Raw genomic sequence first — 14,400 nt, 5'->3', positions numbered from 1 at the left:
TTTCTTCAACGCTCCCATAAGGGCGTTGATCTACGGTGAAAATTGGGATTCCTTATGTTTTCTCCCTTAAAAAAGGTCTTTTGGTTTCGGTTGTAAGACATAAATTCCCATCACTTCAGGAGGAAGAACAGGATAAACCGCCTCAAAATTGGAACCGCCTACCAACGACTGAAATTTTCCGTGTGCGTCTACAAGGTTTAAGGCTCGCTGTTCAGCCAATTCGACAAATTCCTCTTTTAGGTTATCAAAACGACTTAATTGGCTTGCGACCAAGGTTTGCTGTGTAGGCAAAGGAATCTGCACAAGCGATTTAGCTTCTAGCATTAGGCTTTTCACCTCTTGATAAGAAAGCGTTTTTTGTATTTCCTCGAAACCTTCATAGCCCCAAAGGAATAATTCTTCAGCAATCAATTCATTTGATTTGCGACGCTTTTCTCTGATCACATTTCTGACACGGAACTGTACCAAAGTTGTCAATGTATTGACGGCATCCGTCTGAATCACTGCCGTACGAGCCACTCTTGGATCAGCTTTTTCTTCAAAAGCTGCATTCAAAATCATTTGGCAAAGCTGTTCCACAAAACGATGATTTCTACCGATGTAGATCAACCCTCTTGGTGTAGGAGACACAAAAGAAACAGGCAATTGCTTAAGATCACTTGGGAAGAATATCTTCAATGCAGGTGGTAGTGTCATTGGAGCTATTTGGTAATGCCCATCCACTGGTTTTATATCTGTGCCAAAGAAACGTAAAGCACCTACTACAAAACTTTCCACTGAATTAACATCTCCAATTGCTTCGTCTACTTCTTTAAGCAATTCTTCAATTTCATCGGGTTTTACACGCTCATGTGCAAAAATAGAACGGAGGTTTTCCGCCTTACGCTTAATCGTATCTAGTTCCTTGCTGAAACTATCGCTGATTTGACTAGTCGTATCACCAAGATTAAGGGTCAATTGTCTTTGAACAGGCGTATCTTCTTCCAATACCTCCTTTAAGATTTCTTCCATAATGGAAAGGTTTTCTTCTCCCAATGAGACAGAAACCCCTGTTGTACGTCTGATATCTCTAATTTTCTTGATCAGTACATTCAATACAATCTTATCCATTGGGTTATCCGATCCCCACAATAGATAAGATTTAACCGTAGGAGAAGTTTGCCCAAAACGATCTACACGACCATCTCTTTGCTCTAGTCGGTTAGGGTTCCAAGGCAAATCATAATGCACTACCGCATCAAAATTTTCTTGCAAGTTAATTCCTTCACTCAGACAGTCCGTTGCAATCAACACACGCTGAGAAGCTTTACCCAATTGGTCTACTCTTTCTTTACGCTGCTCATCTGCAAGCTCCGAGGTAACAGCTTCTACCGTTACTTTTTTAGGTAAGGCATCTCTTAATACCTCTTGTAAATAATTTGCAGTAGCAATATATCGGCAGAAAATAATAGGCGAATAGCCATCTTTCAACCATTCTTTAATAAGCCTTACCGTCTTATTTGATTTGTGGTCGAAATCCCCTTCTTTTACTTTTTCCAAAAGGTGTAAAAGATGCTCCATCTCAGATATTTCATCTTGAGAAACACTTAGGTCATCCAAAGACTCCGTATTATCAGAAATGGCTGTGAGCTTATCTTGAATGGTAATATCTTCCTCAATAAATTCTTCAGCTTGTATATCTTCTTGTCTTTTGTGAATTCGATTTTTAAGCATTTCTATTCCTGCTTCAGGACTAGACATAATCCCTCTAAGCAAAGCAAGTGCTGCCCAAAAATGTCCTTTCTTTTGATTGGTTGATTTCCTCGTAATATCACGAGCCAATCGTTTCGCTTCTACATATAGTTTGTAGTATTCATCATGAAGCTCATAATCAAGTTCTGTGTTTTCTCGGTCAGGGAAAGGTGTTTCTTCTTTGCCTTTAAGCCATCTAGAAATATTCTCTCTCTTTCTTTGAATGAAATACTTAGACATTTCCTCCCTTTGTTTAGAAGTTGCTGTATCTAAGTCTATATGCTCTAACTCAGGCTTAAGCAGTCCCAACAAAGCTGAAAATTCCTCATTCTTACCTGAGTGTGGTGTAGCTGTCAGTAGTAATAAATGCCTATCTTCTTTCTTAGCGAGTTGATGCAACAAATGGTAGCGTTGCTGTTGTGTTGGAGATTTGGCTCCCGAAGGTTTTGTACACGTATGTGCCTCATCTACAATTACAAAATCAGGACAGTCATCCAAGAAAATTCCTTTTCGTTTGTCTGACTTTATATAATCTATCGAAATGACTTGGTATGGCAAATGGTGAAAAGCTGATCGGTCATCTGGTAATTTACGATCAATTGCAGAGGCTGTACTCGAACGAATAATTTCAGCATCCATGTCTAGTTTATCTTTGATCTCCTGTTTCCATTGCTCACAAAGATGCGGTGGACATACTACTGCAAAGCGTTTTATATCTCCTCGCTCAATACGCTCTTTTAAGATCATCAAAGCTTCAACAGTCTTACCAATACCTACATCATCAGCGACTAAAAGTCTGGTAATGTCTTGCTTTAAAGCCATTACCAAAGGCACAACTTGATATGATCTCGGACGAAATGAAAGTTTACCCATACAACGGAATGGACCACCTGCATTTCTAAACGAAAGTCGAGTCGCATTGAATAGTAGTTTGGCAGTTTCAAAGTCATCTATTTCCTCCACAGAAGGGTCAGCAAACTTTGCTTCTTTGATCTGTCCTTCGATTGCCATTAAGGGTTTATATACAGCCGTAATTTCCTCATCGGTTCCTCCTAATGGTTTGATCATAAGGAGTTGCTCATCCTCTTGAGGAAGAACAATCCATGTTCTTCCTCTAAAGTCAACTAAGTTGCCTGGTTTGAATGTCATATTGTTAGTTTTTTATTTTAGGGAATACATGTAAGTGATTTTGGACAAATTCCTCAATAGGTTGCGAATAATGCCATGCAACTACATTATATCCACTATTCATCAGTAGTGTTCTTTTTTCCTTATCCTCCTGCTGTACTCTTTCATTATCATGTACACTTCCATCTACAAAAATGAGGTAAGGCGTATTATTAACCTTCGCTACAAAATCAATACTTACCAAGAACTCCTCCATATTGAATTGTGCTTTATCTGGCAATCTATAATCATTCGTATATAGATATTTGATGAGCTGTTCTTCCATTTGAGAATTCTTATCATAAGAGTTTATAAGCTCATCATAAATATCCCTTTGAAGACCTCCCTCCTGAGTAACAGCCTTCAATTCCATTAATCTCTCTAATGGATTTTTGACAATACTTCTACTTAAAAGCTGGTGATATCTTTGGTTATAATATGACAATAGATCATCGTAAGAAACATCCTCTCTTGGTCCATCAATTTCCTCTTTTGTTTTTAGATCGTAGAAACATTTGACATAAGCATTTTCAAATACTTTGGTCAAAAACTCAGGCTTCTGCACTAATTGAGTGAGTACTCCTAAGCTTCCTTCGGATGATTCAAAGAAAAGAATATTTGGTCTTGTCTGATCGCCCATTGCCCATACACCAAGCTCATTCTCTTCAATAGAGAAGGTTTCTTCAATACCTCTTTTCAAAGCATACATTAAAGAAAGAATAGCAGATTGTTGCTTATCATTTTCTTCAATGAGCTGTTCCATAGGCTGTATATAAAGTATATCTGCCGTATCTCTTGTATAAGGCATTACAGGTACTATACTACCTTCTTCTGCTTCGCCTACTTGCTTTTTAGACTTCCAAATTCCATCCTTAACACCAATCGGGAAACCTTCTTCATCTCTAGTCTTTCTCCATTTCTGATTTACTTGGATAAGATTTGCTGCTGAAGAAAAAGTCAGTTGTAACAACGGCTCTCCACCTCTTTCCAGAGTGAGCGTTTTATTACTAGCTTCATTGTTCCACGAGAAGAAGTTTTGTATATCATAACCTGCTCTTTGTCGTTCTTCCTCCTGTGAAGAAATTCGTTCAAAACTTGTCGTATTAACTGTATCTAGTTGCAACAATCTTGTAGAACGAAAACCGCTTAACTCTTTACTCGTTATAGGATCATTATTCTGTCCTTTCGCTTCCTCATTTAAGAATGCATAGCCCGTATCATCACTTACCTTAATTTTCTCTAATTGAATCTCAGCATCAGTTAAATCTACTTTCTGAATTTTATACTTTGTCCCTTTATGATATATCGTGTTTTGAGGTCCAAATTCATTGAGAGCTACAAAACGAGGACGAGAGATATACTCACCACTATCAGTATGTCGATCTCCTCCTACATAAGCTCTGATAGGTAGGCGTGTAAAGTTATATCCTGGTAAAAAGTTTTCTGAAGCTAAATAGCGGAATAAGTTAAATTCTGACTGCCCGTTAGTAGTCGCATTTCCCAATAGTAACGAACGTTGCCTTAGTGCAATTGCATGCTCCCTTTTTGCCGTCTTCTTGTCTTCTGAACTATCTTTTATATGGTGATTATCTAAGGTGTTTCGAGCCTTTGTTAATAAATTTTCTGACGAAATGAATAGTTTTCTCCAACGATCAAACGATTGATTAAAGCTGTTCTTAAACTGGTTCGCCTTATCATTAACCCAATTGTCATAATACCATTTGTGTTCAGTCGAGTTGATACCTAAATCATCCAATAGGTTCTGAAAACTAGAAATCAAGCCTTCATTGAAAGAAGAAAAATCATCGATCTTTCTGAATACACTGTCTTTTAAAGGTAATTCAGGAGTCTTGTCTATATCTACTAGATAACTGATACTATTGTAATCACCCTCATCTCCTGCAAAAGAACAATCCATTAGCATCATGGCATGGAAATGATTCAATAAAAGTTCTTCATTTGACAGGTCAATTTTAGGAGGAGCTACTACTCCTGCGACCATATCAATTTGATTTTTGAAATAATGTCTATCATGCGGAGACCGTGAGGTTGCATAAGTAAATACCAATGCAGTTTGTCCACCACGTCCTGCACGACCACTACGCTGAGCATAGTTAGCAGGACTTGGAGGCACATTCCTCATGTGAACAATATTCAAGTCTTTTATATCGATACCCAACTCCATTGTTGGAGAACAGTAAAGAGCTGATATATCACCTCTTCTGAACTCATCTTCACGGGTAATTCTATCCTCATTATTTAATTGTCCTGTATGCTCAGAAGCTTTATATCTTTTAGGGTATTTATTGAAATTCTGTTGATAGAATGATTTAAAAAACTTGTTAGCATTTAGATAATTGACAGGAGAATCTACGCCAAGATTCATTCTAATTTTATCAATAGTAGGTTTTCCCTCTTCATTGATAGTCCATAGCATAGAATCCATTCTAAGTCTATATCCTAGAATATCTTTCTTATCCTTAGCTCCTAGAGCTTTATCTGTTATGAAATGCCCTTTTTTAAGTGTACTAAGAAGTTTTGCAATGAATACCTCGTAGCTCGCTCTATTAAACTCATAATCTACTTCGTACTGAGTAAAGAGCTTTTTCAAATATTTACCCAAATAAGATGAATATCCGATACTTGATGTAAAGATACCTCTAGGGCGTTTTTCTAATGTTTTAGGAAGTAAATAAACAGGTTCTTCAATTGCTTTTTCGTTCTGATCCAGTGACCATGATTTTTCAGGATTTAATCTATCTCTTAATCGAAAGACAAGATCTCCTGTATTGGCAAATATAGAATGATCCAAAGCAAACGATGTCCTAAAAAACTCAAGTATCTCGTAGACAATAGTTTCTCTCTGAGTACTAGAAAGTTGATCAAATAGATGTATTCCTTTCCAGAACTCTTCTACTTTACAAAATTCAGAAAGTCGTTTATACTGAATCTTAAGAAGTCCTGCTCCTTCTAAATTTGGAGCAGTATATCGCCACCCTAGTTTAAGATCATAAGCTATTTTTAAAAATAGGAAATCCCTCAATGCATTTTGATTTGCAGGATCAGGAAAAAACTCACTTTCTGAAGGCTTGTATGCATACTCTGTTTCTTTAAGATTCAACTGTTTCATTACAGCAGGTGCAATTGAATCAGAGTCAAGAGGTTCTGAAGTCTCTTTCATCGCATGATAAATTGATGAACGCAAACAACCTAAAGTATAAAAATCATTATAGTGCCCTGCTTGTAATGAAGCATCCTGTCGATTATCTGTAAAGCTTAACACTTTCTGATTTTCGGTACTTACTCCCTGATTATCCAGAGCATCAAGTATACTATAAGAAATAACAGTTGTTGCCGTAGAACGACCTTCATTACCTATGCCCGATAATTTTGTTCTTTCAGTTGTTTTCCCATCATAAATGATATCACAAGTAGGGTCAAAAAGGAAATATGTTGGGATAAACCAACCTTTCATAGGGAGTCCTGCATTATCATCTGAGAATTCTCCCTCTTCATTAAAGTATATAAGCTTAGGAAGCAGGTACTCATAATATTGATCCAATCCTTTTTTCTTAAACCAATTTGAAGGTAATGATTGGAGTTTATCCTCATTCCAAATAGCATCTTCCTCACCATCCTTCTCTAAAAGAATATACCCACTACAAAAATCTTCTGCTGTGAGACTTTTTCTTTTAGTATCTAAACTTTTATTTCCTTTTAAGTCTTCTTTTCTGATTTTTTCAGGAAGGTCATTTACATCTCTTTGACATAACTTTGAAGAGCCATAGTCTTTTCTCACACAGATAAACTCATGCCCCGAATAACGACTGAAAACGGTCTGATATATTGGCTTATTTTTATAGGTCAGACCTTCTTCAAAAACGATAGCTCTTTTATCTCGTTTTTCAAGAGTCAAATACATATTACCTGTTTGAGAAACAAATTGATGAAGCCTGAATGGCAATAGAGACTTTCTTTGTCCCAAATTAACATAAGCCATATTCAAGGCTTCAGCCCATCTAAGAAGTGACATCACAGATTCATATATATTGGTTTTATCAATACTATGATCTACTTCTTCGCTCAACTTATTTACAATATCGCTTAACCTTTCTGGCTTACCCCGTTTTAAAATAATATCAGTATTATCAAGAGCCATATTATGCTCTATCCACCTAGCTAAAGGGTGATGAATAAACTTTACAGCTTCTTTTTCTAAGACCTCAATAGATTCGAAGCTGTCAAAGAGTGTGGTTAATGTTGAGGAAGTAAGCTCTTCTTTAAGCATACCGCTATCTACTTCAACACCTTCTGTACACTTTTCTAAATACTCACCAATAATCTTATCAGTTGTATATTTTTGTGCAAATAACAGCTCTGCAACTTCTGCAACTTTCTCCTTCGACTCTTGAATAGTCGAACCTGAAGCCATCGTTGCAGAAGTACCAATACAAATCAATTCATCATTTCTAAAGCTCTTGATACGTCTATTCAATAATGCTACATCAGCCCCTTGACGACCTCTGTACGTATGCATTTCATCATAAACCAAGTATTTAAGGTTAGACTGAATAGCTTTACGTAATCCCTTTTCCTTAGCTCTTGACATAATCAGCTCTAGCATCATATAGTTTGTCAAGAGAATATCAGGCTGATCATTTAATATACTCGCCTTCTTTTCACCACTTTCTTGACCTGTATATCGCTTATAAGTAATTGGAAAAGCTACCTCTGAATGCTTTTTATAATGCTTTAATTGTTCATTAAGTGGCTTTTTAACGAATTCTTCACTCTCATCAATATTTTCTTCAGAAGTATGATTTTTAAGATAATTAATTTCATACTTAACAATTTCCTCTTCTTGTGAATTAATAAGAGCATTCATCGGGTATACTAGAATAGCTTTTACCCCTTTCTTCTTAACCTCTTGCTGGAGAATATCATTAAATATAGTTCCCAAAAAAGTTAACGACTTACCTGAACCAGTTCCAGAAGTTACAACGAAACTATCTCCATTAAGCCCCTTCTCTAAGGCTTCTACTTGATGTTTGTATAACTTATATTGACCAAATATGGATTGTAGATCTGGATGTATTCCTTCAATTTCTGAAAGTGACTTCCCTACTTCAAATGATGGATTAAATTGTATTAAAGGCTCTGGTAAAAAATCTTTTTTACTAAAGTGTTCCTCTATCGCACCTTTGATTTTCTTATCCTCTATATGTATAAAACTCTCCAAATAGGAAAGGTAGTTTTCAGTTATATTCTGATGAATGTTAAATACGTTCATGCCTAATCAATTTTAGTAGATTTTAAAAAATAATTGATTTAGCAATATTGATATTTTTTCATTAACAAAATATCAAAATAAGAATTATTAAGTCTCTAATTAAACTAAAAAATCACTAACAAAGTATAAGATGGGCATTCTCTAAATTCCACTTGGAAATGAGAAAGAAATCGACAATTCTAACCATCCACCTTTTTCTATACAATGCAAAGCCTTGTATGTTTTCAACATACACACTCAAAAAAACATACATATCATCCTCTAACCCCATTCACAGCTCTCTGCAAATCATAAAACCAAGAATTCTTAATTGCCTTCTTCTGACTAACAGTTAACTGTTTGTACAGATTTTTCATCTGTTTTCCATTGTTGCAAGCTTGTTGTTTCAACCACTTTTCTAGTTGCCAAAAGTCATTAAAGCTGTTGATTGTATGGATAAGACTTTCAGGATCTTCCAATTCTTGCTTTGGAGTTGTTGATTTCTTGTTGCTCCATCCCAACGGACGAATACAACCTTTCTGTTTCTCGAAATTACGAATGGCTTGTTCTAAGATTTGAATAGCTTGGTTCTCGTTTTTGGCATAGGACTCAAGATAACTATTAGCTTTTTGGAGATAGTTCGGAGTGATCGGACGGTCTTCCACCAACTTTTTGACATAGGCTATTGCTACTCGTTTAAAAGCTTCACTTTGATAAGAAAAACAATCAGTCACTTTCTGCCAAGACTTGAAGGTTTGGTTCTGTTGCTGTTTGTTGCTCCTCTCCTCTTTTCGAACACGTTCTGAATTTTCAGTGTGATTTTGCACCTGAGAATAACTAGAAAGAAAAGAAAAAGTATTTACTTTCTTTTCTATACTATTCCCTTTGTTATTATGTGGTGCAATTTTGCACCTGTTGCTAGTGCTATGTTGCACCTGTTTCTTGTCCAAAGTAAAAACAATAGGTTCAGATCTGCTCCAGTTGACTTCAAAATGGTGCATTTTTGCACCTGTTGCAGTTTGTTTTAGTGGTGCAATAGTGGACTTGTTTGTTTTCTGTTGTTCAAAGTTGCTTAGAGTTGCTGTTCTTGTTTTTACCTGTTGCTCAATAGTTTCAGTCTTTCGCTTAACCGTTGCTCCTGATCGCTCAATTCCGTTGGATTGCTCATCATATAAAGGATAAATCACTCGTTGTCTTCCATTACCCTCAATCTTGATAAATTTTGATTTCAGCAAAGTTGAAATAGCTCTCTTGACCTTACTGTTCTGTTTATCCTTCAATCCAAAGAGTTCTGTAAATCTAGAATTGGAAGTAAAGCAATAACCTTTCTGCTTTGAACGACCCAAGATTTCAGTATAGAGGATCTTTGAAAAGTCGGAAATACTAGAATATCGGATAATGGCAGGTAGTACCGTATAATGATTGGCTTGTGTATTCATGGAAGTTAGGTCTGTTAGTGAAAGGTTTTGATTGATTGCGTAGGTGATTGAAAAATATTTAGAAAAATTTTCATCTCACCCAAAAGCGTTGCTCGTTGTCGATCATTATCAATTTGCGTTATGTGGTTGTTGCAAAACCTCTCCAAAACGGATTTCATAACCAATCCCATTACCTTTCCTAACTTGATTAGCTGTCTGCAAAGCACTATTTTCATGTCCAATGAATTTTAGTTTGTCATTCAAAATGAGTGACAGCTAACGATACTTAGTCCTTGTGAGCCTTGCCCACAAGGACTTTTTTTTACCCAAAAGTGAATTCACCACTCTACTTGGTAAATTCACTCAAACATTTACCATTTTTTAGCATTCCAAAGATTATTTTGCCTTTGTTTAGCTTTTGATTTCCAGTGAATTGCGACAATGTCGATACACAAAAACCGTAACTCACTGATAGTCATAAACAATCCATTTACTGTATCGGTAAATAAATATAAAATACAATTGAAATACTCTAGTCCAAGAGTTGTATTCTCATAAGACTAGAGTATTTCATTTTACGTTAATGAAAGAGGGCGCATTCCTTTTAAACTTCTAAAGCTTTTATTCCATCTAATTAGCATCAAGACTCCTCTAAGCCACTCATCTATGGTAAAAGCTAACCAACACCCGATAAGCCCCCAATGGAATAGTATTCCAAAAACATACGAAAATACAACTGCTACTCCCCACATTGACCCTATGGCTAAATACATCGGATATTTAACATCTCCTTTAGCACGTAAGGCATTTCCCATAACCAGGTTAAAAGCCCTTCCAGGTTCCATCAAGATAGATAAGAGTAAGATCTGTTTAGCTATAGTTATGATTTGGGTATCTTGTGTAAAAATGGCTAGTATCGGATCTGCAAATGAATAAACTATAAGAGCGACAACTAAAGAAATTCCAATAGCTATTTTTAGACTAGAAATCCCTTGTGTATAAGCATCTCTGTAATTTTTACTACCCATTTTATAACTAACCAAGATTTGGGTACCTTGTCCGATTGCTATTGCAGCAACAAAAATAAACATCACAATATTTGTTGCATACACCTTTGTTGTCAACGCTGCTGTTCCCATAAAAGTGATGATATAGGTAATTACCATCTGAGTCGCATTATATGTTAAATGTTCTCCCGCTGAGGGTAATCCAATTCTTAATAAGTCTCTTAAATAACTTTTAGGTTGGTCTATTTTTTTCAGAGATTTGATAGGCTTTTTTAACTTATACTGTAGATAAGCCACACCTACTATCATACCCAGTATTCTACTAAATGTCGTAGAAAAGGCTACTCCCATTACTCCATAAGAAGGTAAACCCCATGGTCCAAAAACCAAAATATAATTACCTATCACATTTATGATATTCATTCCTAAGGTAATTAGCATTGAATCTTTCGTATAACCATATGAGCGTAACGAAGCACTAACTGTCATCACCATTGCTTGAGCGACTAGAAAACCACCTACCCATTCTGTATACTGTGCTGCTTGTGCTAATAAGCTATCTTCGAGGTTCATCATTTGCATGATCTGCACTCCAAATAAGCCCATCAGTAAACTGATGATTAGTCCAAAAAATCCATTCGCCCAAAATGAAACCGTAATTATATCTCTTGCTTTTTCTTCTTTATTTGCACCTAAAGCATTAGCTACTAGAATGGCTGTACCTGTAGTTACAAAGCCAAACATAATTACTAATAAATTCAAAACTTGATTGGAAACCCCTACTGCTGCCACTGCATCATCTGCATATTGACTCAACATGAGGGTATCTGCATTTCCCATCATGATGAATAACAATATCTCTAAAAATAATGGCCAAGAGATTTTCCATAATCCAGCCTGCTGATTTACACTCTCTTTCTTCATTTCTTCACTACCAAATTTGCGCAAAGATAAAAGAATACATCAATCACAATGGTATTTAAACAGAATATTCACATATACTTTTATGAATGTTTACTTTTGAATTTTTGCTGTAAAAACAAAAACCCCATTTCCTAATAAGGAAATGGGGTCATTTATTTCATATAAACTTAGAGTGAGATTATACTCTCACACCTAGGATTGTAATATCATCTCTTTGTTCAACTCCTTTCATATGAGTGTCTAAGAATTTCTGAAGATTTTTCAATTGATCATCAGCTGATAATTCTGCATATTCTTCAAGAAGACTTACCAAACGATTTCTACCAATCTTTTCTTTATTGATATTATGCTGATCAGTAAATCCATCTGAAGTTAAGTAAATCATATCACCAGGGTGAAGCAATAATTCATGCATCGTAAATTCCTTATTTGAACGGTGCATACTTCCAATTGACTTCACATCTCCTTGAATCAAATCAATCTTTCCTTTTCTACTCGAATAATAGAATAAAGGTCTCTTCGCTCCTGTGAATGTTACTTTTGTATTTGACTCTTCTTCATCAATCACACACAAACAGATATCCATACCATCGTCATTGATCATCTGCTCTTGCTTCAAGATACGTTTAACTCCTTCGTTCAAGTTATTCAGAATCTCAACCGTATTTGTAATACCTTTTACATTGATGATCTCATTCAATAAAGTATTTCCAATCATTGACATAAACGCACCAGGAACACCATGTCCAGTACAATCAACTGCTGCTAGGAACTTACGCTCTTTACCATTTTCATCTTTGTGAACTGTTGACCAATAGAAGTCTCCAGAAACAATTTCTTTAGAGCTGAATAAGGTAAAGATATCTTTGAATTGAGATTTCAATTCTGATTGAGCTGGTAGCAATGACTCTTGAATAGTCTTAGCATACCTCATACTATCAGTAATACTTTGGTTCTTAGATTTCAATTCAACGTAAGAGTTATAATTTGAAAGGGCAATAGCAGCATAAGATGCTAAAGATTTCAAGTTTGTTACGTTGATATCCATGTAAGCATTCTTCTTGTGACTTTGTACCGTTAATACACCTAATGGCTCACGGTTAATAGTAAGAGGAATGAAAATTACCGATGTTGGTAAATTATTTTTAGAGAAATCAATGCTTCCTTCAGGGACATATAAGAAGTATTCGTTAGGAAGATCATTGATAATCAATTCTGTTTCGTTATTGAATGACCATGCAGCTAAACTTGACGCATCATCAAGATTTTCGAAGAAGTAAGGACGTTCTCCTTCATCATCTACAAAACCTCTAAATTCAATTCTAGACTCATTATCGTTGTAAACTCCAATACCGAAGATACTTGCGTCAAGTAATATCGCAACACTTTCTTGAAGAGTGATCATGTGATCTTCAAAATTCAGTGTTGAAGTAAATTTTTGACCAATATCTCTAACGGCAAGCATATCATCTTGAGCTTTCATCAGCTCGTTACGAGTCTCTTTCAAGCTTTCATTTACGACTTCTAATTCTTCTTTTTGTCTTCTGACCTTAGCAGAAATCCTGTAGAAGATCACAAAAAGAACAATAGAGAAGATTGAGATAATCACCATGAAAACAAGCTGCTTATCTAGCATCTCTTTTTCTTGCGTAATTTCTTCAATTTCACCCTCAGCTACATTGATTTGAGTTTTCATCTTCTCAAGCATCTGATGAGTTTTATATTGCGCATCTTGATAAGCTACTTCATTTTCTACCAATGATTCCTCCAATCGGTGAAGGTAACTCTCCAATTTGGAAACTTTGTCTACATTAGTAGATTCACGGTCTAACTTCTCAACAATCTTATTAATTTCTTTTCTAAGATCACGTCCTTTTTGCTCCAAGATTTGCTTTTCAGCCTCTAGTGTATTGAAGACCACGTAGAAGTTTTCTTCATACTCTAATTCTAGTTCGTCTTGAGCAGCCTGATTAGAATCTTTGATATGAATGAACATATAATTATCCTCAAAGTCATACACCTTTTTGATAATATCATGCTCATTGATTTCAAAAGCACTATTTGTTACTGAATCAGCTTTAACGATAAACTCACCGTTCTCATCAGTAAAGTACATTTTCTCATCAACTTTAACTTGGATAGAATCAGCTGGAGAAACATCATCATCATAAACAACTACAATCAAGGTTGATTTCGATTCGATATCAAAACCATCTTCATCTACTGTAGGTTCTTCAACAACTGGCTCTGGCTTTTTCTTAGGAACAACCTTAGCAACTTGTTGAACGACTCTTGAAGATCTGATGATTACTTCTCTTTTATCAGAATCTAATTTGAAAGCTGTTTTCTCAATGATCTCATCATCTACAAAAAAGCCTGTAATTTTATTTACATCTGAACCATGTGGAAGTTTTATCTTGAAATAACCATTATTGGAAGTGGTTACCCATTTATCAAACTTTAGTCCTTTAACTTTAACCTTTGCATTACTTACTGGAATCCCCTTTGCATCTACAAGTTTACCATTAACCTCTACAGGTGTAGGTATCATCATAACTTTAAGACGGTTTACGCTTTTATCGTAACCCCAATCTAAAAGTTTAAAATCAAGTTTATATGCATTAAGAGTGATATCCTGAATTTCATGGACTGTTGAAATGCTAAAAACACCTTTACTATTTGAGACAACAGACTGGCTACCAAACACTTCAATCTTAACCCCTTCCATGGGTCTCCCTTCCTCATCTACCACACGCCCCTTCACAATCGTTGATTGAGCGAATAAGGCTTGTGAAAAAAACATGCACAAAAAAAGAAATACAAGTCTGTTCATTATCTCAATTAATTGGTTTATCCAGTTCCTTTACAAGAAAAAATACTTTCT

Annotated in this window: 5 protein-coding genes; all 5 read right to left on the bottom strand. The window is 35.7% G+C overall.

The window, feature by feature from the left end; translation table 11 throughout:
• Nucleotides 1-66 precede the first annotated feature (66 nt).
• The 5 genes from BC781_RS14545 to BC781_RS14525 all read right to left on the bottom strand — a co-directional run bounded on the left by BC781_RS14545 (nt 67) and on the right by BC781_RS14525 (nt 14,349).
• Complete coding sequence (locus BC781_RS14545; protein WP_109618996.1) at nt 67-2,880, bottom strand: helicase-related protein; 2,814 nt, start codon at nt 2,878-2,880, stop codon at nt 67-69.
• A gap of 4 nt (nt 2,881-2,884) precedes the next feature.
• Nucleotides 2,885-8,188, bottom strand: a complete 5,304-nt coding sequence (locus BC781_RS14540; RefSeq protein ID WP_109618994.1) for a DEAD/DEAH box helicase — start codon at nt 8,186-8,188, stop codon at nt 2,885-2,887.
• A 254-nt stretch (nt 8,189-8,442) separates the two neighbouring features.
• Entirely contained in the window at nt 8,443-9,606 is a 1,164-nt protein-coding gene (locus BC781_RS14535) for a hypothetical protein (protein WP_109618992.1), read from the bottom strand.
• Between the two features lie 554 nt (nt 9,607-10,160).
• A complete protein-coding gene (locus tag BC781_RS14530) occupies nt 10,161-11,516 on the bottom strand; it encodes an MATE family efflux transporter (RefSeq protein ID WP_109619408.1) in 1,356 nt (451 codons plus the stop codon).
• 178 nt (nt 11,517-11,694) lie between these two features.
• Nucleotides 11,695-14,349, bottom strand: coding sequence for a SpoIIE family protein phosphatase (locus BC781_RS14525; RefSeq protein WP_109618990.1), 2,655 nt, complete (start codon nt 14,347-14,349; stop codon nt 11,695-11,697).
• Nucleotides 14,350-14,400 lie beyond the last annotated feature (51 nt).

The organism is Sediminitomix flava, from assembly GCF_003149185.1.
GTDB classification, from domain to species: domain Bacteria; phylum Bacteroidota; class Bacteroidia; order Cytophagales; family Flammeovirgaceae; genus Sediminitomix; species Sediminitomix flava.
The sequence above is the reverse complement of the archived record's forward strand: the minus strand, read 5'-3'. Positions and strand labels throughout refer to the sequence as shown.

Excerpts from the sequence above, each read along its gene's own strand:
- BC781_RS14540 (WP_109618994.1), bottom strand. The coding sequence starts at position 8,188 with ATGAACGTATTTAACATTCATCAGAATATAACTGAAAACTACCTTTCC.
- BC781_RS14545 (WP_109618996.1), bottom strand. The coding sequence starts at position 2,880 with ATGACATTCAAACCAGGCAACTTAGTTGACTTTAGAGGAAGAACATGG.
- BC781_RS14535 (WP_109618992.1), bottom strand. The coding sequence starts at position 9,606 with ATGAATACACAAGCCAATCATTATACGGTACTACCTGCCATTATCCGA.
- BC781_RS14525 (WP_109618990.1), bottom strand. The coding sequence starts at position 14,349 with ATGAACAGACTTGTATTTCTTTTTTTGTGCATGTTTTTTTCACAAGCC.
- BC781_RS14530 (WP_109619408.1), bottom strand. The coding sequence starts at position 11,516 with ATGAAGAAAGAGAGTGTAAATCAGCAGGCTGGATTATGGAAAATCTCT.